The sequence below is a fragment of the Pseudomonas sp. LS1212 genome, assembly GCF_024741815.1.
Taxonomy (GTDB): domain Bacteria; phylum Pseudomonadota; class Gammaproteobacteria; order Pseudomonadales; family Pseudomonadaceae; genus Aquipseudomonas.
The window spans coordinates 4850161-4873958 of record NZ_CP102951.1; the positions used below are offsets into that span (position 1 = coordinate 4850161).

A 23798-nucleotide genomic window follows, 5' to 3' on the forward strand; every position below is an offset into this window, starting at 1 on the left:
GGCGCATAGCACTCACTCCCCCCTGAACAGGAACATCGGGCATGACCATTACCCATTTCAAGAACACCGCCACCGTGACACTGGAAGAGTCGAACCCCGTCGCCGTGCCGCTGGGCGAGCCGGTGGCGATTGCCTCGGTGACCGCGGTGGAACGCAGTGACGGCGTCGAAACCGGCATCTGGTCCTGCACGCCCGGCCGCTGGCGGCGGCAGATCGTTGCCCAGGAGTTCTGTCACTTCATCCAGGGCCGCTGCACCTTCACCCCCGATGACGGTGAGCCGCTGGAAATTACCGCTGGCGATGCCCTGATGTTGCCCGCCAACAGCACCGGGATCTGGGATATCCAGGAAACCGTGCGCAAGACCTACGTTTTGATCCTCTGATCGCTTGCCAAAGATTCTTCAACAAAAAAGCCAAGACAAGGAATCCAGACATGCTCCGATTGACCATTGCCCCGCTGATGTTGGTCGCCTCCATCACCCAGGCCGCCGAGACAGTGAAGATCTACAACTGGTCGGACTACATCGCCCCCGACACCCTCAAGGCCTTCCAGAGCACCAGCGGGATTTTGCCGGTGTATGACGTTTATGACAGCAACGAGACCCTGGATGGCAAGTTGATGACCGGCAAATCCGGCTATGACGTAGTCTTCCCCTCCAACCACTTCATGGCCCGGCAAATTCAGGGCAAGGCGCTCAAGCAACTGGACAAGTCCCAGTTGCCGAACTGGAAAAACCTCAACCCGGTGCTGCTCAAGGCCCTGGAAGGCAATGACCCGGGCAACCAGCATGGCTTCCCCTACCTGTGGGGCAGCACCGGTATCGGCTACAACGTGGACAAGGTCAAAGCGGTGCTTGGCGACAATGCACCAGTGGATTCCTGGGATCTGATCTTCAAGCCCGAGTACATGAGCAAGCTCAAGCAATGTGGCGTGGCAATCCTCGACAACGGCCCGGAGTTGCTGCCCGCCGCGCTCAACTACCTGGGCCTGCCGCACCACAGCAAGAACCCGGAGGATTACAAGAAAGCCGAAGCGCTGCTGATGAAAGTGCAGCCGTACGTCAGTTACTTCCATTCCTCGAAGTACACCAGCGACCTGGCCAACGGCAACATCTGCGTGGCGGTGGGCTTCTCCGGCGATATCCTGCAGGCAGAAAACCGCGCCAGGGAAGCCAACAACGGGGTGAATATCGGTTACTCGATCCCCAGGGAAGGTGCGGCGATCTGGTTCGACATGGTGGCGATGCCGGCCGATGCACCGGATGAAAAGGCCGGGTATGCCTTCATGAATTACCTGCTGGAACCGCAGGTGATGGCCAACATCAGCAACTACGTGCATTACGCCAATGGCAATGAAGCGGCCGACAAGCTGATCGACCCGGCGATCAAGGCTGATACCAAGGTGTATCCGAGTGAGGCGATGATGGGCAAGTTGTTTGCCCTGGAGGCCATGCCGCTGAATATCGACCGGATTCGGACGCGGCTGTGGACGAAGATAAAGTCGGGGAGTTGATTGGCTTGATGGTGTCTGGGCGGTCCTCATCGCGGGCAAGCCCGCTCCTACAAGGTCCGCGCAGAACCTGTAGGAGCGGGTCTTGCCCGCGATCGAGCGCAAAGCGCTCGCCGACGATCAATGGTGCTCGCGAGTAGCGCGGAATTTCACATCAGGCCAGCGCTCTTCCATCAGCGCCAGGTTGACCCGCGTCGGCGCCAGGTAGGTCAGGTGACCACCACCGTCGACCGCAAGGTTTTCCACGGCCTTGACCTTGAATTCCTCGAACTTCTTCTTGTCGTCACAGGAAATCCAGCGGGCCGACCAGACAGTGATCGGCTCGTAGGCGCATTCGACCTTGTATTCTTCCTTCAGGCGGCTGGCGACCACATCGAACTGCAGCACACCGACGGCGCCGAGAATGATGTCGTTGCTGCGCTCGGGGAAGAACACCTGGGTCGCGCCCTCTTCGGCCAGCTGTTGCAGGCCCTGACGCAACTGCTTGGACTTGAGCGGATCCTTCAGGCGCACGCGGCGGAACAGTTCCGGGGCGAAGTGCGGGATACCGGTAAAGCCCAGGACCTCGCCTTCACTGAAGGTGTCGCCGATCTGAATCGTGCCGTGGTTGTGCAGGCCGATGATGTCGCCGGCGTAGGCCTCTTCGAGTTGCTCGCGCTCGGAGGAGAAGAACGTCAGCGCATCGCCGATCCGCACGTCCTTGCCGGTCCGCACGTGGCGCATTTTCATGCCCTTTTCGTACTTGCCCGAGCAAATGCGCATGAAGGCGATACGGTCGCGGTGCTTGGGGTCCATGTTCGCCTGGATCTTGAACACGAAGCCGCTGAATTTCTCTTCGACCGGCTCGACCGTGCGCTCGTTGGCAACCCGCGCCAGTGGCTTGGGTGCCCAATCGACCACGGCGTCGAGCACGTGATCGACACCGAAGTTGCCAAGGGCAGTACCGAAGAACACCGGGGTCAGCTGCCCGTCCATGAACTCCTGTTGATTGAATTCGTGGCAGGCACCCTGCACCAGTTCCAGCTGATCGACAAAGCGGTCGTACTCGTCACCCAGGTGCGCGCGGGCTTCATCGGAGTCGAGCTTCTCGATGATCTTCACTTCGGTACGCTCGTGACCGTGGCCGGCGGTGTAGACGATGATGTAGTCGTCAGCCAGGTGGTACACGCCTTTGAAGTCGCGATAGCAGCCAATCGGCCAGGTGATCGGCGCGGCCTTGATCTTCAGCACCGCCTCGATTTCGTCGAGCAATTCGATCGGGTCGCGGATATCGCGGTCGAGCTTGTTGATGAAGCTGACGATCGGCGTGTCACGCAGACGGCAAACGTCCATCAGGGCGATGGTGCGTGGTTCTACACCCTTACCGCCGTCGAGTACCATCAGCGCCGAGTCCACCGCGGTCAGGGTGCGGTAGGTGTCTTCGGAGAAGTCTTCGTGGCCCGGGGTGTCAAGCAGGTTGATCATGTGCTCGCGATACGGGAACTGCATCACCGAGGTGGTGATGGAGATACCGCGCTGCTTCTCCATTTCCATCCAGTCGGAGGTGGCATGGCGGTCGGACTTGCGCGATTTCACCGTGCCGGCGACGGAAATGGCCTTGCCCATCAGCAAGAGCTTCTCGGTGATGGTGGTTTTACCCGCATCCGGGTGGGAAATAATTGCGAAGGTGCGGCGTTTCGCGACTTCGGCGGCCTGGTTGGTCATGGGAAATCGCCTGGCAGGTGATTCAAAAAAGGGCAGCGATTATAGCTCAAAGACGACCCATAGCTGAACCGTTCGGTCAATCCAAGCTGGTCAAATGCCGATTATCGGCTACCGAAGCACGTAGAGGCGTGGTAGAAAAGCCGGGGGAGCCGACACAGCCCCCTTCATTTACTTGCAGTCCGTGTTCAGATCGCGGAAGCCCTCCAGCTTCACCGGGCTACGACCGGGTAGCCGGGCGACGAGTTCGAGTGTGCCGCCCATGGCTTCGACGTATCCGCGCAACGTGGAGATCAGCATGTCGGCGCGCTTCTCCACTTTGGAGATGTTGGCTTGCTTCATGTCGAGAAGGCCAGCCATGGCTTCCTGCGTCAGGTTCAGCTCCTTGCGCAGCTCCTGCAAGGTCATCTGATCCTCAATGAGCTCCTGGCCACGCTGCTCGATCTTCTGCCTGCGTGCAGCGGGAAGCCCTTTCATAACTTGGTCGAGTGACTTAGCCATTGCCTTTCTCCTTCTTCAAAGTGGTCAGGTGGCGGTCAAAGCGGGCATCCGCACTCTTGATCAAAGCCTTGTAAAACCTCTTCTCGCTGCCGCCTGACTTGTCGCCACCAACGAGCAGGACGGCCTTCCTTTCCGGGTCAAACGCGAAGGCCATGCGCCAGACCCCATCATCAGCCTTGAAGCGCAGCTCTTTCATGTTGGCGTGCTTTGAGCCGTTGAGGGTATCCACCTGCGGACGCCCCAACTCCGGGCCAAACCGCTCCAGCACCTTGAGCTGCGCCAACAGCTCATCCTGAACCGCCTCGGTCATGGCCTCGAATTCAAGAATAAACTCGTCACATAATTCGATAAGGCACTTCATTGCCATATATACCTTTAAATAACTATTCCGTAAAGGGAATAATTTACTTCTCCTGCTGATGCTAGCCCGACTCCACTGGGCGTTGTAAGGGGAGAGCGTGACCATTCCGGGAGCGATTTGGCCATTTTTACAGTCAGAACTTTCAGGCTCTCGCTGCGGCCCCGTAGCTGAACCGTTAGGTCAATCAAGGTTGGCGATTGGGGAACATCAGCCTGTCATCAAGGTCTCTTACACAGGTGCCTGAGCTTGCTCTCGCGACGAACGAGTGCAAAAACGCGACATTTTTTGTTGATCTCAACGCCCTCAGGTCCTAAAGTTCGCGCCGAACGTCCATGCTGGAAACGATCCATCCGGCTCAAGTACTGACGACGAGACAGCAAGGTCAGCCGTAGCGCCCCGATTTTCCTGGGTACGGATGACCTTTTTGCTTTCGGCGACATGCCTTGGGAAGTAGGCGAACCAAAGTGGGGATACGGAGGGCGTTCATTTGCAGCCACTTATTTTTTTAGTTTGCCCATGGAGTCCCTAGCATGTCGATTCAGGTCGAAGACTATTTCGCGCGCGATACCTTTCAGAAAATGAAGGCGTTCGCTGACAAGCAAGAAACCCCGTTCGTACTCATCGACACCCAGATGATCAGCCAGGCCTACGACGACCTGCGCGCCGGTTTCGAATTCGCCAAGGTCTACTACGCGGTCAAGGCCAACCCTGCCGTCGAGATCATCGACCTGCTCAAGGAAAAAGGCTCGAGCTTCGACATCGCCTCGATCTACGAGCTGGACAAGGTCATGGACCGCGGCGTCGGCCCAGACCGCATCAGCTACGGCAACACCATCAAGAAGTCCAAGGACATCCGCTACTTCTTTGATAAGGGCGTGCGCCTGTACGCGACCGACTCCGAAGCCGACCTGCGCAACATTGCCAAGGCCGCACCGGGCTCGAAAGTCTATGTACGTATACTCACCGAAGGCTCGACCACGGCCGACTGGCCTCTGTCGCGCAAATTCGGCTGCCAGACCGACATGGCCATGGACCTGCTGATCCTGGCGCGTGACCTGGGCCTGGTGCCTTACGGCATCTCCTTCCACGTGGGCTCGCAGCAGCGCGACATCAGCGTCTGGGACGCGGCCATCGCCAAGGTCAAGGTGATCTTCGAGCGCCTGAAGGAAGAAGACGGCATCGAACTCAAGCTCATCAACATGGGTGGCGGCTTCCCGGCCAACTACATCACCCGTACCAACAGCCTGGAAACCTACGCTGAAGAGATCATCCGCTTCCTCAAGGAAGACTTCGGCGACGAGCTGCCGGAAATCATCCTCGAGCCAGGCCGTTCGTTGATCGCCAACGCCGGCATCCTGGTCAGCGAAGTGGTGCTGGTTGCGCGTAAATCGCGTACCGCCGTCGAACGCTGGGTCTACACCGACGTGGGCAAGTTCAGCGGCCTGATCGAAACCATGGACGAAGCCATCAAGTTCCCGATCTGGACCGAGAAGAAAGGCGAAGTGGAAGAAGTGGTGATTGCAGGCCCAACCTGCGACAGCGCCGACATCATGTACGAGAACTACAAGTACGGCCTGCCGTTGAACCTGGCCATCGGTGACCGCCTGTACTGGCTGTCGACCGGCGCCTACACCACCAGCTACAGCGCCGTGGAATTCAACGGCTTCCCGCCGCTGAAGTCGTTCTACATCTAAGCGTTCGCGCCGGATGCAAAAAGCCCAGGCCAAGGCCTGGGCTTTTTTATGCCTGACTTTCGAGCTCCAGCAAACGCGCCCGGTACTCCCCGGCCAGTGCGCGAATTTGTGCATGGCCGGCCTGCAACAGTGCCTGGCTGCTGACCCGCAGGAAATTCAGGTTACCGGCCACCAGCGCCTTGCGCAGCCATGCCACGGCCTGCTCGATATGCCCCTGATCGGCCAGCACCGCGGCATGACTGAACTGCCCACGGAAATCACCCGCCTCGGCCGAACGCCGATACCAATCGAAGGCCAACGCCGGATCGGCCTTGCAGGCCTGCCCCTGCTCCAGATAACGACCGTACAGGTTCATCGACTTGGCATGGCCCATGTGCGCGGCGCGCTGGTAACACGCCAGCGCCTGCTCATGATTCATCACGACGCCGCGTCCGGTCGCCAGCAGGTTTGCGTAGTTGTACAGGCCCCAGTCCAGCCCGGCTTCGGCAGCGAGCCGATAATGCACCGCCGCCTGGCGCGGGTCGGCAGCACAGCCCCAACCCTGCTCATGGCAGCGCCCGAGCATGTTGCGCGCCATCGGGTGACCGGCATTGGCGGCAATCTCGAACCAGCGCAAGGCCAGCGCCGGGTCACGCTCGATACCCCGGCCGTCGAGCAGGATCTGCCCGAGCAGTGCCTGGGCCTCAACGATATTCTCCCGCGCGGCGTTGAGGATGGCCTGCGCGGCCTGGGCCGGGTTCTGCTCCAGCAGCTCACTCAGGGTATCGCCGTCGACCACCTGCTCCCGGCGTAGAGTGAAGTTCATGGCTCAGACCTCGACCCAGCGGCGCAGCAGGTTGTGATAGGTGCCAGTCAACTGGATCAGCGCCGGATGGTCCGGGACATCCGCCGTCAGGCGCTGGATGGCGCCATCCATTTCGAACAGCAGTGCCCGCTGGCTGTCCTCGCGCACCAGGCTCTGGGTCCAGAAGAAAGAGGCGTAGCGCGCCCCCCGGGTCACCGCATTGACCTTGTGCAAACTGGTGCTGGGGTACAGCAGCATGTCGCCGGCCGGAAGTTTGATCTGGCGGGTGCCGAAGGTGTCCTGGATCTCCAGTTCGCCACCGTCGTAGTCATCCGGGTCACTGAAGAACAGCGTCGACGACAAGTCGGTACGGACCCGCTCGGCGCTGCCTTTGGGCTGGCGAACGGCATTGTCGATGTGGAAATCGAAACTGCCACCTTCCCGGTAGCAATTGAGCAAGGGTGGAAACACCTTATGCGGCAACGCCGCGGACATGAACTGCGGGTTGGCCCACAAACGTTCGAGCATGGCCGCGCCGATTTCCTTGGCCAGGGGATGCCCTTCGGGCAGTTGCAGGTTGTACTTGGCCTTGGCCGATTGATAACCGGCCGTGATCTTGCCATCGGCCCAATCGGCTTGCTCCAGGGCCTCGCGGATGCGCAGCACTTCCTCGCGGGAAAACAGGCCGGGAATGTGTAACAGCATGGCGCAGCACCTGGCAGGGGAAAGGGTGCCAATGGTATTGATTCTTATTGACTGTGCACAACCCCCTTGCGACCCAGCAGACGTATGAGCCGGAAAAAACCGCCAGGCAAATGTGTAAAGAATGTAAATTTAGTGCGAATAGCAATCTATCTCAATTGATACAAATAACCGTTTACCCTATATTCCGCGGCCTCAAATCCTTGGGGAGGGGAATCAAAAATGCCGCGCCATCACGTGCCAACACCTGTCAGCTCACCGCGTTTGCTCACTTGCGCAATAGGTATGGCAATCACCGCCACGTCTGTAGCGCAAATGGCTCAGGCGGCTGAAAGCGCCGAACAGAAATCGAAAGAAAAGGCGATTTCTCTGGATGCCACCAGCGTGAACGGCGTGCAGGATGACACCTCCTACAAAACCGATAACGCCACATCGAAGAAATACACTGCACCTCTGCGTGAAACGCCGAAAAGCGTCACGGTGATCCCGCAACAAGTCATTCGCGATACCGGCGCGACCAGCCTGGTCGATGCCTTGCGCACTACCCCCGGCATCAGCTTCGGTGCCGGTGAAGGCAGCAACCCACAGGGCGACCGTCCGATCATTCGTGGTTTCAACGCTGAAAGTGACGTATTCGTCGACGGCATGCGCGACGTGGCTTCGCAAAGCCGGGAAATCTTCAACATCGAATCGGTCGAAATCAGCAAGGGCCCGGGTTCGGCATTTACCGGTGCCGGTTCCACCGGTGGCAGCCTGAACCTGGTGACCAAGAGCGCCAGGCTGGGCGACGCTTACAACGGCGGTTTCACCTGGGGCTCCGACCAGACCAAGCGCACCACGCTGGATGTGAATAAAGAGCTCACCGACACCTCGGCTTTCCGTCTCAACTTGATGAAGCACGAAGCCAATGTGGCCGGCCGTGATGCCGTCGACGTCAGCCGCTGGGGCGTTGCGCCCTCCTTCGCCTTCGGCCTGGGCACCGATACCCGGCTTACCGTCGGTTACTACCACCTGGATACCGATGACATGCCCGATTACGGCATCCCGTGGGTCAAGAGCGCCAACCGCAGCAAATACAATGTCGACAAGCCCGCGAGTGTCAGCCGCGACAATTTCTACGGCCTGAACGTTCGCGATTATCGCGAGAGCACCAATGACAGCGGCACCATCAAGATCGAGCACGATCTGAATGAAAACCTGACCCTGTCCAACAGCTTCCGCATGTCTCGCTCGACGCTCGACTACATCGTCACCAACCCTGACGACAGCAAAGGCAACGTCATCAACGGTACGGTCTACCGTTCGACCAAGAACCGCAACTCGACGTCCAAGGGTTGGGTCAACCAGACCGACTTGAGCGCCAAGTTCGACACCGGCTTCATCGAACACAGCCTGGTGACCGGCCTGGAATTCACATACCAGGACACGCATAACCGTGGTTACGTCGTTACCCCGGCCGCTGGCACGGGCACGACCTGCAACCTGGCGCTGCTGGCTTCGCATGATTGCACCAGCCTTTACAATCCGACGCCGAGCGACAGTTGGTCCGGCACCATCACTGATGCCGCCGCGTTTACCGATACAGACACCAAAACCAGCGCCGCGTATGTCTTTGATACCTTGAAGTTCAACGAGCAATGGTCGCTGAACCTCGGCCTGCGCTATGACGACTATCAAACCAAATCCAGCGGCTTCCAGACTCGCGCCCCAGCCGGCGACTTCGACCGCGAGAACAACAGCCACATCTGGAACTACCAAGTGGGCGTCGTCTACAACCCGCTCCCCAACGGCAGCATTTATGCCGCCTGGTCGACGTCCAGCAACCCGGCCGGCGAAACCAGCGGCAACGGTGGCTTCGACCTGGCAGCCAACAACACCGACCTCGAGCCGGAACGTAACCGCAACTATGAACTGGGCACCAAGTGGGACTTCTTCGACGACAACCTGTCGTTGACCGCCGCCCTGTTCCGTACCGACAAAACCAATGCCCGCATTACCGACCCTGACAACGCCAGCTACCAGGTTCTGGATGGCAAACAACGCGTCGACGGTTTCGAGCTGACCTACAGTGGCAAGCTGACCCGCAACTGGAGAGTCTTTGGCGGTTACACCTACATGGAAAGCGAGCTGATCAAAACGTCGAAGCCAGAAGACGAAGGCAATCACATGCCGAGTACGCCACGTAACAACTTCACTTTCTGGTCGACCTACGATGTGATTCCGCAACTGACCCTGGGTGGCGGCGCTACCTTCGTCGACTCGCGTTTCGGTAATGAAGCGAACTCGATTGAAGTGCCGTCCTACTGGCGCTACGACGCAATGGCGACCTACCACCTGACCAAGAACGTGGACTTGCAGTTGAACGTGCAAAACCTGACCGACAAGCGCTACTTCGACCAGGTCCAGAACCACTACGCTCACGTCGCTGCCGGACGTACCGCGTTGATGAGCGCGAGCTTCCACTACTAAGCCGCGCATGCACAAAGCCCTGCTCATAAATATGAGCGGGGCTTTTGTCTGTCAGGCACAAGGCAGGTTGAAGGCGGCATAATGTGCGCCGTGACAGCTTCATAAAGTTTGCAAGGGACGTCGTCGTGTTGAAGAAAACACTGTTTCAGCTGCACTGGTTTTTCGGTATCAGCGCGGGCCTGGTGCTGGCACTGATGGGGATCACCGGCGCGACATGGTCCTTCCAGGATGAGCTGCTGCGCCTTCTCAATCCCGAAGCCCTGACCGTCCAGGTTCTGGAGAGCGGTGCCCTGCCACCGGCCGAACTGGTGCGCAAGATTGAAGCCGAGACCGGCAACCGCGTCGCCGACCTGCGGGTCGAGATCAGCAGCGGCTATGCCTCACGGGTATTCTTCACCCCGCCACCCGGCGAGCGTCGCGGGCCGATGCGTTATTTCGACGCCTACACCGGCACACTCAAGGGCGACGTCAGCGGCCAGGCGTTTTTCGACCTGATGCTGCAATTGCACAGGTTTCTGGCCATTGGCGATACCGGGCGCCAGATCACCGGTGCCTGCACCCTGATCCTGATTTTCTTCTGCCTTTCCGGCTTGTACCTGCGCTGGCCACGCAAGGCGCTGAACTGGCGGATCTGGTTGACGCTGGACTGGGCGAAAAAGGGCCGCAGCTTCAACTGGGACCTGCACGCAGTGGCCGGCACCTGGTGCTTGCTGTTCTATCTCTTGTTCGCCCTGACCGGGCTGTTCTGGTCCTATGAATGGTACCGTGAAGGTTTGAACAAGCTGCTGGCCGATGGCCCGACGCCCGGTCAACAACACAAGAACGGTGAAGCTCGCGGCCGGAGTCCGAAACCTGCCGCCGACGCCCCGCCGCTGGTCGTCGATTATGACGCCGTGTGGAAAAGCATCCAGAGCACCGCCGGTCCCGGCCTGAGCACCTATAATCTGCGCTTGCCGCAGGTTGGCAAGCAGCCGGCCACGGTCTACTACGTACTGGAAAACGCCGAGCACGAGCGCGCACTTAACCAGATCAGTCTGGACCCAGCCACCGGCACGGTCTTTAAAGTCGAACGCTATGCCGACAAGTCATTCAAGGCGCAGTTGCTGACCAGCGTCTATGCCCTGCACGTGGGCAGCTACTTCGGAATGATCGGCCGGATTCTGGTCACCATTGCCAGCCTGACCATGCCGCTGTTCTTTGTCACCGGCTGGTTGCTGTACCTCGATCGCCGACGCAAGAAGCGCCAGGTGCGCCAGGCACGCAACGGTTTGAGCGCGAGCAAGGGCGATGCATCCGGCTGGTTGATCGGTTTTGCCAGCCAGAGTGGTTTTGCCGAGCAACTGGCCTGGCAGACCGCCGGTCAGCTGCAGTCCGCCGGTCTGCCGGTGCGGGTCCAGCCGCTGGCGCAACTGACCGAGGCGGACTTGAACCAGTCGCAACAAGCCTTGTTCGTCGTCAGTACCTTCGGTGACGGCGAAGCACCGGACAGCGCCCGCGGCTTCGAGCGCAAAGTGCTGGGCCAGCCCTGGACGCTGGACAAGCTCAACTTCGGTTTGCTGGCACTCGGCGATCGGCAATACCCGCAGTTCTGTGGCTTCGCCCATCGGGTCCACGGCTGGTTGACCGAACGCGGCGCCAAACCGGCATTCGCGCCGATCGAAGTCGACAGCGCCGATCCGGCAGCATTGCAGCACTGGCAACAGGAACTTGCGCGCCTGACCGGCAGCCAGCCGGTGAGCACCTGGCAAGCGCCAAGCTACAGCAATTGGACCCTGGCCCGGCGCGAGCACCTTAATCCGGGCAGCCAGGGTTCGGCGGTTTTTCTGTTGGGTCTGGTGCCGGATAAGCCGCAAACCTGGGAAGCCGGCGACCTGGTCGAAATCCTGCCGCGCAACAGTGATGCAGCGGTCGAGCAATTTCTTGGCGGGCTGGGCATTGCCGCGCAAACACGGGTGGTCCTCGATGGCCTGCAGGAAACCCTGGCCCAGGCGCTTGCCAGCCGGCAGTTGCCGCAGAGCCGCGGGCACCTGGTGGGGCTGCATGCCCAGGCCCTGGTCGATGCGCTGATTCCCATCGCCGCCCGGGAATACTCGATCGCCTCGATCGCCAGCGACGGCGTACTTGAGCTGATCATCCGTCAGGAGCGTTATGCCGATGGCAGCCTCGGCCTGGGTTCGGGTTGGCTCACCGAACACGCAACGCTGGGTTCGGCAATCAGCCTTCGGCTACGGCGCAACAGCAGCTTCCATCTACCACAAGCGCCGGTGCCCATGATCCTGCTGGGTAACGGCACGGGCATCGCCGGGCTGCGCAGCTTGCTCAAGGCGCGTATAGCCGACGGTCAACAGCGTAACTGGTTGCTGTTTGGCGAGCGCAACGTCGCCCATGACTTCCATTGCGGCGATGAGTTGCAAGGGTGGCTGGCCAACGGCGATCTGAGCCGGCTCGACCTGGCGTTCTCCCGCGACCAGGCGCAGAAGATTTATGTGCAGGATCGCTTGCGCGAGCATGCCGAGCAACTGCGCAGCTGGTTGGTCGATGGAGCTGCGATCTATATCTGTGGCAGCCTGCAAGGGATGGCATCAGGGGTTGATGCGGTGCTGAACGAGGTGCTGGGGGCTGCTGAAGTGGAGCGGCTGATCGAGTCGGGGCGGTATCGGCGGGATGTTTATTGAGCTGCAGGTGAGGCCAGGGACTGCATCAGGTCAGTGAGGACTCTGTTGCCGGTCCTGGCCTCATCGCTGGCAAGCCAGCTCCCACAATAGACCTGAGCCAGGCCAGTGTTTTGTGAGCTGCTCCAGATCCCTGTGGGAGCTGGCTTGCCAGCGATAGGGCCCTCAAGCCTTCACAGGTTCCACCGCCATCTCCATCACTTCACTGCGCTTGAGCACCGAATACACCACCGCCGTCAGCAAGCTGCCTGCCACGATTGCCAGCAAGTACAAAAGCGCATGGTTGATCGCGTTTGGAATCAGCATCACGAACAGCCCGCCGTGGGGCGCCATCAACTTGCAACCGAAGTACATCGACAACGCCCCCGCCAATGCACCACCGGCGATGGCGGCCGGGATCACCCGCAGCGGGTCCTTGGCCGCAAAGGGGATCGCCCCTTCGGAGATGAAGCACAAGCCCAGCACCAATGCCGCCTTGCCGGCCTCGCGTTCGCTCTGGGCGAATTTGCGCCGGGCAATGAAGCTGGCGATGCCCAGACCAATGGGCGGCACCATGCCGGCCGCCATAGTCGCGGCCATCGGTGCGTAGCTCTGCGATGCCAGCAAGCCTACCGAAAAGGCATAGGCAGCCTTGTTGATCGGCCCACCAAGGTCCACGCACATCATCCCGCCGAGCAGCACGCCCAGCAGTATCGCGTTTGTGGTGCCCATGCTGTCGAGGAAGTGGGTCAGACCTTCGAGCAATCCGGCCACCGGTTTACCCACCACATAGATCATGACCAGGCCGGTGAACAGACTCGCCAGCAATGGAATGATCAGGATCGGCTTGAGCGCTTCCAGGCTAGTGGGCAAACGCGCCCAGCGATTGATCGCCTTCGCGCTGTAACCGGCCAGAAAACCGGCAATGATACCGCCGATGAAGCCGGCCCCGAGGATGCTGGCCAGCAAGCCGCCGATCATTCCCGGTGCCAGGCCCGGGCGGTCGGCGATGGAATAGGCGATGTAACCCGCCAGCAATGGCACCATCAACTTGAACGCGGCATCCCCGCCGATCTGCATCAAGGCAGCCGGCAAGGTGCCCGGCTCCTTGTACGCGGTGATCCCGAAGACGAAGGACAAGGCGATCAGCAAGCCACCGGCCACCACCATCGGCAGCATGAACGACACGCCGGTCAGCAGGTGCTTGTACACCCCGGCCTTTTCCGAACCGGCCGCTTGGCCACTGGTGCCGGCCGCAGCACCGGCGGTTTCTTCCTTGCCCTGTGCCAATGCCTTGTCCAGAGTCGCCTGTGCCTGCTTGAGGGCAATGCCGGTACCGCAACGATAGATTCGCTTGCCGGCAAAACGCTCGGTCGGCACCTCGATGTCGGCGGCCAGCAGCACTACATCGGCGTCGGCAATGTCGCCAGCGCCAAGCGGATTGCGCGCGCCGACCGACCCCTGGGTCTCGACCTGCAGGCTGTACCCGAGTTGTTTGGCCGCCTGCTGCAAGGCCTCGGCGGCCATGAACGTGTGGGCGACGCCCGTCGGGCAGGCAGTCACCGCCACGATGCGCGGCGCACGCGCCTGCGCCACCGGTGCAACTGTCGGTGCGGCATACACTTGCGCCTCGTCGGCCGCCTTGCGCAGAAAGGCTTCGACGTCCTGCAGGGCCTGCGCCGGGCTGCTGTGGTACAAGCGCTTGCCGACAAACCGGCTCAGGTCGATGGCACCTGTGCTGACGACCAGTACCCACTGCGCCGCATCGATCGTTGCCTGCGACAGTTGTTGTTCCGGATGTTTCGGGTCATGGACCTCGACGCTGGTGCTCCAGCCCTGCCGCTGGGCGGCCGCTTCCAGCAACCGGGCACTGAGAACGCTGGAGACCATGCCGCTGGGGCAGGACGTGACAATGGCTAGTTTCATCTCAAACCCTCTTATTCTTCTGTCAGAGCGCGTACGCGAACGTCGCCTTCAAGCAGCGCCAGGCGCTCCGTATCGGTAATTCCGAAGCCAATCTGCGTCACGGCCATCGCAGCGATGGCCGTGGCCGTGCGCAGGGTCTGCTCGGCAGAATGATTGCCCAGCAGGCCATGCACCATGCCAGCCAGCAGCGAGTCGCCAGCGCCTACCGTACTGGCGACCCTGACCTTGGGTGGCAGCGCCTGCAGCGCTGGCTGGTTGCTGAACCAGTTCACGCCTTCGGCTCCGTGGGAAATCACCACATGCTCGACCCCTTGCTCACGCAAGGTGCGTGCGGCAACGACTTGATCGACTCCACTGCCCATGGCCTCGGCCAGCTCCTCGGTGTTTGGCTTGACCAACCACGGCGCCGCTGCCAGGCCTGCACGCAATGCCTCGCCACTCGTGTCGAGCGCCACTTTCAAGCCCATGGCCTTGAGCCGTTCGAGCAGCGTCTGCAACCACTGCGCACTCACGCCACGCGGCAAGCTGCCGGCCACCACCACCGCATCGTGACCGGGGGCAATCCGCTCAAGACGTGCCAGCAATGCCTGCTGGGCGTTCTCGTCGACCTGCAGGCCGGGCCCGTTGAGATCGGTGATACGCCCGCCATTCTCAGCCAGCTTGATATTGCTGCGGGTCTCGCCGGGCACGCGGATAAAGGCATCGACAAAGCCGCGCCGCGCAAACAGCGTGTCGAAGGGCTGCTGATTGTCCATGCCGATAAAGCCGCTCACCGTCAGGCTATGACCCAGATCGGCCAGCACCTGTGCCACGTTCAAGCCCTTGCCCGCGGCATGACTGTGCAACGCCTCGCTACGATTGACCTCGCCCAGGCGCAGTTCGGCCAGCTCAATGGTCAGGTCCAGCGCCGGGTTGAGGGTAATGGTCAGAATCCTTGCCATCATGCGTTCTCCACCAGGGCCCGCACCTGGGCTGCGGTACCTTGTATCAGCGCCTGCTGCGCCAACGCCTGGGCGTCGGCCAGGGTCAGTTCGCGCACCCCGGCCTTGACCTCGGCAATGCTGCGCGCCGAGACACTCAATTCATCGACTCCCAGCCCCACCAACAACGGCACCGCGACAGGGTCGGCAGCCAGTTCGCCACAGATCCCGACCCACTTGCCATGGGCGTGGGCGGCGCGCACGGTGATATCGATCAATTGCAGCACGGCGGGGTGCAAGCCATCGGCCTGGCCCGAGAGTGTCGGGTGGCCGCGGTCGATGGCCAGGGTGTATTGGGTCAAATCGTTGGTGCCGATACTGAAGAAGTCCACTTCACGGGCCAGCACCGGCGCCAGCAACGCGGCCGACGGGACTTCGATCATGATCCCGAGTTGCAGATCGGCCACCGGAATTTCCTGACGCAGACGTTCAGTCATGTCCCTGGCCTGGCGCCATTCTTCGACACCCCCGACCATGGGAAACATGATCCGCAGCGGCCGGTTGTCTGCCCCCCGCAGCAACGCACGCAACTGACTTTCCATGACCTGCGGACGCTGCAGCGTGAGACGGATACCGCGTACGCCGAGGAAGGGGTTTTCTTCCTTGGCGATCGGCCAGTAAGGCAACGGCTTGTCGCCGCCGACATCCAGGGTTCGCACCACCAGCGGCCGACCGGCCAAGCCATCGAGCACGCGACGATATTCGGCTTCCTGGGTGGCTTCATCCGGTGCCTGCTGGTGAGCCATGAAAATCAGCTCGGTGCGCAGCAAGCCGACGCCCTCGGCGCCCTGATCGACCACGGCGGCGATCCCGGCACTTTCGCCGATATTGGCGAACACTTCCACGGCATGCCCGTCACGGGTCACCGCCGGTTCCAGACGCCGGGCGGCAGCGGCCTGCAAACGCGCTGCTCGGCTGTCGCGCTCTTCCAGGGCACGGCGCAGGGCGTCGGCGGCAGGCGCCACCGTCAGGTGGCCGCGCTGGCCGTCGATCAGCAATGGGCAACCCGAATCGAGCAGCAGCACCGCTTCACCGGCTCCGACCACGGCAGGGATACCCAGCGCACGAGCGACGATGGCACTGTGTGCTGTCGCCCCGCCCCGGGCCGTAAGAATCCCGGCAACGCGGGCCGGGTCGAGCCGGGCAACGTCGGAAGGGCCGACTTCATCCATCACCAGGATGTAAGGTTCTTCGGGCTCATGTGGTGTCTCGATGCCGCACAGTTGCGCCAGCACGCGGCGGCCAACGTCGCGCAGATCCGCCGCCCGCTCGGCCAGCAAGGCATCGTGCAGGGATTCCTGCTGCCGCGCGGCCGCTTCGATCACCGACATCCAGGCCGCTGCCGCGCTTTCGCCCTGCTTGAGACGATTGTCGACGTCATCGGTCAATTCCGGGTCGTCGAGCATTTCCTGGTGGGTGACGAATATCTCGCGGATGGCCTTGGCCTTGCTCCGCTGGATCAGCCCATCGATATCTTCGCGCACCTCGACCAGGGCCTTGTGCAAGCGCTCGCGCTCAAAGACTGGAGTCTCTCCACGCAATGGGTAATCGATTTCGCGCTGAACATGCAGGTGCGCCGGCCCTGCGGCAATCCCCGGTGCGGCGGCGATGCCCTGGATGACCGCACCGGCGATCGGCGCCTGAACCGGGGCCGGCGCCTCAAGCACCTCTTCGACCACGGCAACAGCCAACGGCAGCGGTTCGATCTCTTCGCCCAGGCCTTCTTCGACAGCCGCCAGCAACGCTGGCAAGGCATCGGCGGCGATACTCGGCTCGGCAATGAACTCCAGCACCTGGCCGCGATGCGCCCCGAGCCCGAGCAGCTTGCTCAAGCTCTTGGCCGACACCGGGTTCTCCGGGCTATCGACGATGCGCAAACGAATCTCGCCTTCGAACTGCTTGGCCAACTGGGCGAGAATCTTCGCCGGACGAGCATGCAGACCTTGGGCATTGGCCAGGCCGATGCGAGCACTCGGCCAATCGGCCGGTACCTCGCCCCCCAACGCTTCGAGCACTGCTCGGGTGCTGGTGGCCCGGCACAGTTCATGCCCTCGCCCTTCGATCAGCAGCGCGCAAAGACGCTCGAGCAAGGCTTGATGCGCCTCGCCGAGGCTTGCCAGGCAAAACAGCCCGTTAAGCGGCTGATCCAGATAACGCAGAGGTTTGTGCGGCGTGACAAAAGCCAGCCCCGGCCGCTTGACGGCCTGCTCGCTGTGCAGCCACCACAGGCCATCGCCCAAAGGCAGTGCTTCGACCTGCTGCAACATCGCGGCGAAACCGCTGCCGACACAGTCGGCCTGGCGCAGCAAGCGGGCCCCGCGCCACACCAGTTCATCGAAATCATCGGCAGCGACGCCCAGGCCAATCATCTGGGCATCCAGGGCCAGCTCTTGTGCAGCGCCCTGCAGCAATTTCAGCAGCGCCTCGGCCGAACTGGCGCGGCGCAGGGCCTCACCCAGGTCGGTCTCACCCAGCGCTCGTGTCAGCAGCTGGAGCAAACGCAGATGCTCGTCGGATTTAGCGGCAATGCCAATGGCTAGATAGACGATCTGCCCGTCACCCCAGTCCACGCCCTCGGGAAACTGCATCAGGCGCACGCCGGTGGTGAACACCAGGTCTCGGGTTTGCGGCGTGCCGTGGGGGATCGCAATACCTTGGCCAAGAAAGGTCGAGCCCTGCGCCTCTCGCGCCTGCAAGCCTGCGAGGTAACCGTCGGCAACCAGGCCGTCGGACACTAGATGGTCAGCCAGAAGCTGCAGTGCGGCGGGTTTATCCACGGCCGTCTGGCCCATGGATATCTGCTCTAAAGTGAGCTCGAGCATGCCTATCTCCTTTGCAGCGCGTGACGGGCGCTGAGGTATTTTTGTGGATAATTCAGCATAGGGTGAATCACCGGCAGGTGACCGCACGCCTGTTTTCAAGCACCATCAGTCAGCGCGAAAACACATTGCAGGTCAGAAAATGCGCTTGCTGAATCGTTTAACCTAGCATTACAGGCACGTTACTCGATAATCTGCCAACTATGAAGCCCCAATTCGTCGTCTCGTCGCGACAATGGTCGGCTGCCCGAGATCGAATAGATCAGAGACAATGCCCTGCATGGCTCTGCCGGTAACAAGAGGAATCTTCGGTTGAAACTCAGCGATATCGCCCGCCTGGCCGGTGTGTCGGTCACCACGGCCAGCTATGTCATCAATGGCAAGGCCGAACAGCAACGCATCAGTAACAGCACTGTGGAACGCGTGCGGGCGGTGGTCGAGCAGCACGGCTTCACGCCCAACCCACAAGCGGCCGGCTTGCGCAGCCGGCACACGCGCACCCTGGGTTTCATCCTGCCGGACCTGGAAAACCCCAGTTACGCGCGCATCGCCAAACAACTGGAACAAGGTGCCCGGGCCCAGGGTTATCAACTGCTGATCGCCAGCAGCGACGATAACCCCGAGAGCGAACGGCAATTGCAGCAGCTGTTCCGCGCTCGCCGTTGCGACGCACTGTTCGTCGCCAGTTGCCTGCCGGCCACTGACGACAGTTACAGCGAACTGCAAGCCAAGGGCGTGCCGATCATCGGGATCGACCGGGCGATGGACCCGGCCCGTTTCTGCTCGGTCGTCAGCGACGACCGCCATGCCAGCCTGCAACTCACCCGCAGCCTGCTGGTACCGACGCCGCGCCATATCGCCCTGATCGGCGGGCGCCCCGAGCTGAGCGTCAGCCAGGAGCGTACCGGTGGTTTCGAAGAGGCCCTGCAGGGCTTTGAAGGCGACATACTGATTCATCAAGGCGCAGCCTTCAGCCGCGAATGCGGTCGCCAGCTGATGAATGACTTGCTCGCACGCCTCGGCCACCTTCCCGATGCCCTGGTGACAACCTCCTACGTGCTGCTGCAGGGCGTGTTCGATGTGCTGCAAAGTCGTCCGGTCAGTTCCAACACGCTACACCTGGGCACCTTCGGTGACACCCAATTGCTGGATTTTCTGCCGCTGCCGGTCAACGCCATGGCCCAGCAGCATCCCTTGATCGCCCAGACCGCATTGCGCCTGGCGCTCGGCGCAATCGAGCAGCAACACTACGAGCCCGGCGTGCACGCCATCGCCCGGACCTTCAAACAGCGCATTTTCGAGGCCTGAGCATGAGGCTGATCGACACCCACACACATCTGGATTTTCCGGATTTCGATGTCGATCGGCCGGCCCTGCTGGCCAATGCCCGCGCTCAGGGTGTCGAGCGCATCGTGGTGCTTGGGGTCTACCAGAGTAATTGGCAGCGGGTCTGGGACCTGGTGCAAAGCGACCCGCAGCTCTATGCCGCATTCGGTCTGCACCCGGTCTATCTCGATGAACATCGCCCGGCAGACTTGACCGAGCTGAGTGACTGGCTGACGCGCCTCAAAGAGCACCGACAGCTCTGTGCCGTGGGGGAGTTCGGCCTGGATTACTACCTGCCGAGCCTGGATCGCGAGCGCCAGCAGGCGCTGTTCGAGGCTCAATTGCAATTGGCAGCAGACTTCCACCTGCCTGCGCTTTTGCATGTGCGGCGCAGCCATGCCCGCGTCATCGCCAGCCTCAAGCAGTTTCGTCTTCAGCGTGGCGGCATCATTCACGCATTTGCCGGCAGCGCCGAAGAAGCACGCGAGTACATCAAGCTCGGCTTCAAGCTGGGCCTGGGCGGCGCCGCCACCTGGCCGCAGGCATTGCGCATGCACAAAGTGATCGCGGCACTGCCGCTCGACAGCGTAGTGCTGGAGACCGACGCGCCGGACATGGCCCCGGCCATGTTCGCAGGCCTGCGCAACAGTCCCGAACACTTGCCGCAAATCGCCCAGGCACTGGCCGGCTTGATGGGCATCACGGCCAGTGAACTGGCCGCTGCCACCACTCGCAACGCCTGCGAGTTATTTCAATGGTGAGGCGCGCCAGCCCCTCAAACCCGGAACGCACCAATCAACTGCTTCAGAACCACTACCTGTGATGACAACTGCCGACTGGCATCCTCGGTCTGATTGGCGCCCTGTGCCGTGCGTTCCCCGGCCCGGTTGATCTCGACGATGTTCTGGTCGATATCGTGGGCCACGGCGGTCTGCTGCTCGACGGCGGCAGCAATCTGCTGGTTCTGGTCGACGATCATGCCGACCGCCCCGAGGATATTTTCCAGCGCCTGCTGCACCTTCTCCGACTGGCTGACCGTGCCCGCAGCCATCTGATGGCTGGTGCCCATGGCCTTGACTGCCGCGCCGACGCCGCCGTGGAGGCGGGAAATCATTTGTTCGATTTCCTCGGTCGATTGTTGGGTGCGCTTGGCCAGGGTCCGTACTTCATCGGCAACCACGGCAAAACCACGGCCTTGCTCACCGGCACGAGCAGCCTCGATGGCGGCGTTGAGCGCCAGCAGGTTGGTTTGTTCGGCGATGCTCTTGATCACTTCCAACACGCGACTGATCGCCTGACTGTCGGCAGCCAGCTGGTTGATCACCAGCACCGACTGATCGATCTCGCCGGCCAGCTGCACGATGCTGCCCTGCTGCGACTCGACCAGGCCACGCCCGCTGGCGGTCTCCTCATTGACGCTGTTGGCGCTGTTGACCGCTGCAGCAGCGCTGCGGGCCACTTCCAGGGCCGTGGCCGACATCTGGTTCATGGCCGTGGCGACCTGTTCGATCTGGCTACGCTGCCCGGAAACCGCCTGGTTGCTCTGGGCCGAGACCGAATGCACCTGACTGGCCTGGCGTTCAACCTCAACGACGGTCTTTCCGACCTGTTCGATCAAGTCATGAATACGCTGCACGGTGCTGTTGAACACCTGCCCCAATTCACCCAGCTCATCTCGACTCTGGGCGGTGAAGCTCACGGTCATGTCCCCTGCCGCCACTTTATCCATGACCGCGCCCAAATCCCGCAAGGTGGTTCGGGTAGAGGCATAGAAGCCGCCATACAAATAGACAATCAGCAGGAAAACCAGGGCCAGGGCGACCACCAGCAGCACCATTTGCAGTCGGTTCTGCTCCAGCCGTTGCTGCAGCTGCTCATTGAGATAACCCGAGGTGGCCTCGTTCAATTGGTAGGTCTTGTCCATCAAGCCGCTGACCTGTTCATAAAAGCCTGGCCACGGTGCATCGAGGGAGTCGGCCATGACAACCTGGTCTTCGAACAGCTCAGCACCTTGCTTGAGGGTGGCCCGGCTGCTTTCGGCAAGCGCCCCCAGTGCCGCTTGCGCCTGAGGACTGGAGCCCAGTGCATCCTGAAGTTTCAAACCATAGTCGGCCTGCAGCTTATCCAGTTTTTGCTGCAAGTCTTCAAAACGGTTGCTGGCGGCGGAGTTGAGAAAACCCTGGCCCAGGGAATACGAGCCCATTGCCCGGCCATCGCCGAGGGCCTGGGTAACCTGCGGCGTGATGCTGGTGATCAATTCGCTGAGCTGGCGCACGACGCTGTCGCTGTCCTGGCTCAAGCCCGCCTGGCTGGCGATGATCTTGCTGAACACCTGCGCATGTCCGAGCAACTTGTCAGTCAAGGCGCTTTTACTTTGCAGGGATGTCTCGGCCTGTACCGTCTTGAGGGCTGCGAGCATTTCATCGCGCTTGGCATTGAACGCCTGGATCTGCGCTTCGTCGGTACTGACTGCGTTCAGGCCTCGGATGTGGCTGGCGATACTCTGCTCGAGACCGTCGATTTTCGCTTCCAGGTCACCGGCCTTGGCCGATTGCCCGATCACGACATTGATGTCGACCAGGTTGGTCAGGGTTTCCAGGTCACGGCGCAATGTCAGGCTGCTGCCCAGCAGGTCGAGGCTTTGCAGTTCGACCCGGGTGCCCTGGAATTCACGCCATGAATCCCTGACCAGATAGAAGTTGGTGACCGACATGGGCAGGAAAAACATGATACTGATCAGGCTGAACTTCATGCCGAAGCTCAGGCGATTCATTAGCGCGATGGCCGGATACAACACGCTCTTCACAAGTCGTTCCCTCGGATTTTATTTTTATGGATGCGCAATGGCACAAGGCCACAGGCGCGAACGCTTGCCTCCTGTATAACCTATATCGGCATAAGGTTTTGTAACTAAAGGTTAATGCCAGCGACAGACCGGGGCTCTGCGCAAGCCCCGTCATTGAGAGATGACCTCAGCCCAGCACGGTCCAGATGGCAAAACAGGCGTACCAGAGCACCGCCGAACGCAGCAGCAGCTCCCAGAGGCTGTCCAGGCTGGCAATACCTTCGGCGCCGGTCAGCGGTCCGGACACCTCACCGGCAACCCGGCCGACGTTCTCGATCAACCGTGCCGCGCTGATATGCCAGTTCAGCAACTCATGCAGCAGCACCCGGCTGACGGCCATGAAGTTGCCGACCAGGGCGAAGCTGGCCGCGAGCAGACGCACGGGCAGCCAATCGAATGCATGGCGAAGTTGCTCGGCGCGCTCCACCACGGCCCGGTTGTGACCGTTTTCGGCCACCAGCGCCAGGAACCGATAGCACAGCGCCGCCGCCGGCCCGAGCAGGAAGTACCAGAAAATCACCGCAAAGAAGCTCTGGTAGGCCTGCCACAACAGGTGCCCCTGGACGCGCTCGAACAACTCCCCGGCACTATCGGCGTTAAGCTTGAGGTCACGTTCGGCGACATGGATCGCTGCCTGGTCATCGCCCCGCCGCCAGGCATCGCGAAACGGCCCCAGGGCCGCCTTGAAGTCTCCCCGGCCCAGACTGTAGATCACCACCACCAGGTGAATCGGAAAGGCCAGCAAGCCATAGGCCACTGGATCCAGAACACGCAGCAACAGCGCCAGCACGGCGACCGGCAGTACGACCATGACCAGCAGCACCCACCACGGGTGCCCTGTCAGTTGCTGGCTGCGTTCAAGCCTGGCCAGTTCGCGCAAGTAGAACCCGTCATGCTGGATACGGTGGCGCAGGGCCGAGAACTTCTCCACCCACAGCACCAGCAGCAACACCAGAAAACTCATTGTGCGCCCTCTTCGTCCTGAAGACCGGCGCGGTAACGCGCCCAGTCGAATTCCGGCCCTGGATCAGTCTTGCGACCCGGGGCAATATCGCTGTGACCGCAAATGCGACCCAGCGTAATGGCCGGATAAGCGGCCTGCAGCTGACGCGTCAGGGCCTGCAAGACCCGATACTGAGCGTCGGTGAAGGGCAGATCGTCCGTGCCTTCGAGTTCGATGCCCAAGGAAAAGTCATTGCAGCCCTCGCGCCCGTCGAAGCGCGACACACCGGCATGCCACGCCCTCTCTAGACAGGAGACAAACTGAGTCAGCGTGCCGTCACGTTCGATCAGAAAATGCGCGGACACCCGCAGCTGCGCAATCCCCTCAAAATAGGGGTGTTCAGTGACATCCAGGCGATTCTGGAAGAACTCCTGGACCTTGCCCGTGGCGAACTGCGCGGGCGGCAGGCTGATGTTGTGAATCACCAGCAGCGAGATTTCACCCGCTGGGCGCTCATTGAAGTTGGGTGAGGGACAATGGTGCGCACCTTGGCACCAGCCGCTTGCGGAGTCCAACTGCATACAGG

At 61.2% G+C, this 23798-nt stretch carries 18 protein-coding genes; 7 read left to right on the plus strand and 11 right to left on the minus strand.

Annotated features, from left to right (window positions below; translation table 11 throughout):
• Positions 1-41 precede the first annotated feature (41 nt).
• On the plus strand, positions 42-383 hold the full coding sequence (locus NVV94_RS22570; protein ID WP_258444557.1) for a cupin domain-containing protein: 342 nt from the start codon (positions 42-44) through the stop codon (positions 381-383).
• Between the two features lie 50 nt (positions 384-433).
• On the plus strand, positions 434-1513 hold the full coding sequence (locus NVV94_RS22575; protein ID WP_258444558.1) for a polyamine ABC transporter substrate-binding protein: 1080 nt from the start codon (positions 434-436) through the stop codon (positions 1511-1513).
• A gap of 117 nt (positions 1514-1630) precedes the next feature.
• Here NVV94_RS22575 and NVV94_RS22580 read toward each other — a convergent pair whose 3' ends face one another.
• The 3 genes from NVV94_RS22580 to NVV94_RS22590 all read right to left on the minus strand — a co-directional run bounded on the left by NVV94_RS22580 (position 1631) and on the right by NVV94_RS22590 (position 4073).
• On the minus strand, positions 1631-3214 hold the full coding sequence (locus NVV94_RS22580) for a peptide chain release factor 3 (protein WP_258444559.1): 1584 nt from the start codon (positions 3212-3214) through the stop codon (positions 1631-1633).
• Between the two features lie 168 nt (positions 3215-3382).
• Positions 3383-3712, minus strand: a complete 330-nt coding sequence (locus tag NVV94_RS22585; RefSeq protein ID WP_258444560.1) for a helix-turn-helix transcriptional regulator — start codon at positions 3710-3712, stop codon at positions 3383-3385.
• A complete protein-coding gene (locus NVV94_RS22590; protein WP_258444561.1) occupies positions 3705-4073 on the minus strand; it encodes a type II toxin-antitoxin system RelE/ParE family toxin in 369 nt (122 codons plus the stop codon). Before NVV94_RS22590 ends, NVV94_RS22585 begins: the two co-directional genes overlap by 8 nt.
• Positions 4074-4603: 530 nt before the next feature.
• Here NVV94_RS22590 and NVV94_RS22595 point away from each other — a divergent pair.
• Positions 4604-5767 (plus strand): type III PLP-dependent enzyme, encoded by a 1164-nt coding sequence (locus NVV94_RS22595; RefSeq protein WP_258444562.1) that lies wholly within the window; start codon positions 4604-4606, stop codon positions 5765-5767.
• 46 nt (positions 5768-5813) lie between these two features.
• Here NVV94_RS22595 and NVV94_RS22600 read toward each other — a convergent pair whose 3' ends face one another.
• Positions 5814-6572, minus strand: coding sequence for a tetratricopeptide repeat protein (locus tag NVV94_RS22600; protein WP_258444563.1), 759 nt, complete (start codon positions 6570-6572; stop codon positions 5814-5816).
• Between the two features lie 3 nt (positions 6573-6575).
• Positions 6576-7256: a Fe2+-dependent dioxygenase gene (locus NVV94_RS22605; RefSeq protein WP_258444564.1), complete on the minus strand. Its 681-nt coding sequence runs from the start codon at positions 7254-7256 to the stop codon at positions 6576-6578.
• Positions 7257-7475: 219 nt separating this feature from the next.
• Here NVV94_RS22605 and NVV94_RS22610 point away from each other — a divergent pair, with 219 nt between their 5' ends.
• Together NVV94_RS22610 and NVV94_RS22615 are read left to right on the plus strand one after the other, a co-directional pair.
• The gene (locus tag NVV94_RS22610; RefSeq protein ID WP_258444565.1) at positions 7476-9722 is read left to right on the plus strand and encodes a TonB-dependent siderophore receptor; all 2247 of its coding nucleotides are present in this window, start codon (positions 7476-7478) and stop codon (positions 9720-9722) included.
• A 125-nt stretch (positions 9723-9847) separates the two neighbouring features.
• Positions 9848-12397, plus strand: a complete 2550-nt coding sequence (locus NVV94_RS22615; protein WP_258444566.1) for a sulfite reductase flavoprotein subunit alpha — start codon at positions 9848-9850, stop codon at positions 12395-12397.
• A gap of 162 nt (positions 12398-12559) precedes the next feature.
• On the opposite strand, the gene NVV94_RS22620 is transcribed toward NVV94_RS22615, so the two are convergent.
• Genes NVV94_RS22620 through ptsP form a run of 3 tightly spaced genes read right to left on the minus strand, consistent with a single transcriptional unit; the run spans position 12560 to position 18101 of the window.
• A complete protein-coding gene (locus NVV94_RS22620; RefSeq protein WP_258444567.1) occupies positions 12560-14299 on the minus strand; it encodes a PTS fructose-like transporter subunit IIB in 1740 nt (579 codons plus the stop codon).
• 11 nt (positions 14300-14310) lie between these two features.
• Complete coding sequence (gene pfkB / locus NVV94_RS22625) at positions 14311-15240, minus strand: 1-phosphofructokinase (RefSeq protein WP_258447790.1); 930 nt, start codon at positions 15238-15240, stop codon at positions 14311-14313.
• Positions 15240-18101, minus strand: coding sequence for a phosphoenolpyruvate--protein phosphotransferase (gene ptsP / locus NVV94_RS22630; RefSeq protein WP_258444568.1), 2862 nt, complete (start codon positions 18099-18101; stop codon positions 15240-15242). The genes pfkB and ptsP overlap by 1 nt, the downstream gene beginning before the upstream one ends.
• 309 nt (positions 18102-18410) lie before the next feature.
• Between ptsP and cra the strand changes: the two genes are divergently transcribed.
• Together cra and NVV94_RS22640 are read left to right on the plus strand one after the other, a co-directional pair.
• Positions 18411-19406 (plus strand): catabolite repressor/activator, encoded by a 996-nt coding sequence (gene cra, locus NVV94_RS22635; RefSeq protein WP_258444569.1) that lies wholly within the window; start codon positions 18411-18413, stop codon positions 19404-19406.
• Between the two features lie 2 nt (positions 19407-19408).
• Positions 19409-20185 carry a TatD family hydrolase gene (locus tag NVV94_RS22640; protein WP_258444570.1) on the plus strand — a complete coding sequence of 259 codons (777 nt, stop codon included), beginning with the start codon at positions 19409-19411 and terminating at the stop codon, positions 20183-20185.
• 14 nt (positions 20186-20199) lie between these two features.
• On the opposite strand, the gene NVV94_RS22645 is transcribed toward NVV94_RS22640, so the two are convergent.
• From NVV94_RS22645 to ampD, 3 genes are all read right to left on the minus strand, one after another.
• Positions 20200-22230: a methyl-accepting chemotaxis protein gene (locus tag NVV94_RS22645; RefSeq protein WP_258444571.1), complete on the minus strand. Its 2031-nt coding sequence runs from the start codon at positions 22228-22230 to the stop codon at positions 20200-20202.
• A 166-nt stretch (positions 22231-22396) separates the two neighbouring features.
• Positions 22397-23233 (minus strand): regulatory signaling modulator protein AmpE, encoded by an 837-nt coding sequence (gene ampE, locus NVV94_RS22650; protein WP_258444572.1) that lies wholly within the window; start codon positions 23231-23233, stop codon positions 22397-22399.
• On the minus strand, positions 23230-23793 hold the full coding sequence (gene ampD, locus NVV94_RS22655; protein ID WP_258444573.1) for a 1,6-anhydro-N-acetylmuramyl-L-alanine amidase AmpD: 564 nt from the start codon (positions 23791-23793) through the stop codon (positions 23230-23232). Before ampD ends, ampE begins: the two co-directional genes overlap by 4 nt.
• Positions 23794-23798 lie beyond the last annotated feature (5 nt).

What these genes read in the sequence shown, in the direction of transcription:
- NVV94_RS22570 (WP_258444557.1), top strand. Translation starts at nt 42, where the DNA reads ATGACCATTACCCATTTCAAGAACACCGCCACCGTGACACTGGAAGAG.
- NVV94_RS22575 (WP_258444558.1), top strand. Translation starts at nt 434, where the DNA reads ATGCTCCGATTGACCATTGCCCCGCTGATGTTGGTCGCCTCCATCACC.
- NVV94_RS22580 (WP_258444559.1), bottom strand. Translation starts at nt 3,214, where the DNA reads ATGACCAACCAGGCCGCCGAAGTCGCGAAACGCCGCACCTTCGCAATT.
- NVV94_RS22585 (WP_258444560.1), bottom strand. Translation starts at nt 3,712, where the DNA reads ATGGCTAAGTCACTCGACCAAGTTATGAAAGGGCTTCCCGCTGCACGC.
- NVV94_RS22590 (WP_258444561.1), bottom strand. Translation starts at nt 4,073, where the DNA reads ATGAAGTGCCTTATCGAATTATGTGACGAGTTTATTCTTGAATTCGAG.
- NVV94_RS22595 (WP_258444562.1), top strand. Translation starts at nt 4,604, where the DNA reads ATGTCGATTCAGGTCGAAGACTATTTCGCGCGCGATACCTTTCAGAAA.
- NVV94_RS22600 (WP_258444563.1), bottom strand. Translation starts at nt 6,572, where the DNA reads ATGAACTTCACTCTACGCCGGGAGCAGGTGGTCGACGGCGATACCCTG.
- NVV94_RS22605 (WP_258444564.1), bottom strand. Translation starts at nt 7,256, where the DNA reads ATGCTGTTACACATTCCCGGCCTGTTTTCCCGCGAGGAAGTGCTGCGC.
- NVV94_RS22610 (WP_258444565.1), top strand. Translation starts at nt 7,476, where the DNA reads ATGCCGCGCCATCACGTGCCAACACCTGTCAGCTCACCGCGTTTGCTC.
- NVV94_RS22620 (WP_258444567.1), bottom strand. Translation starts at nt 14,299, where the DNA reads ATGAAACTAGCCATTGTCACGTCCTGCCCCAGCGGCATGGTCTCCAGC.
- pfkB (WP_258447790.1), bottom strand. Translation starts at nt 15,240, where the DNA reads ATGGCAAGGATTCTGACCATTACCCTCAACCCGGCGCTGGACCTGACC.
- ptsP (WP_258444568.1), bottom strand. Translation starts at nt 18,101, where the DNA reads ATGCTCGAGCTCACTTTAGAGCAGATATCCATGGGCCAGACGGCCGTG.
- NVV94_RS22640 (WP_258444570.1), top strand. Translation starts at nt 19,409, where the DNA reads ATGAGGCTGATCGACACCCACACACATCTGGATTTTCCGGATTTCGAT.
- ampE (WP_258444572.1), bottom strand. Translation starts at nt 23,233, where the DNA reads ATGAGTTTTCTGGTGTTGCTGCTGGTGCTGTGGGTGGAGAAGTTCTCG.
- ampD (WP_258444573.1), bottom strand. Translation starts at nt 23,793, where the DNA reads ATGCAGTTGGACTCCGCAAGCGGCTGGTGCCAAGGTGCGCACCATTGT.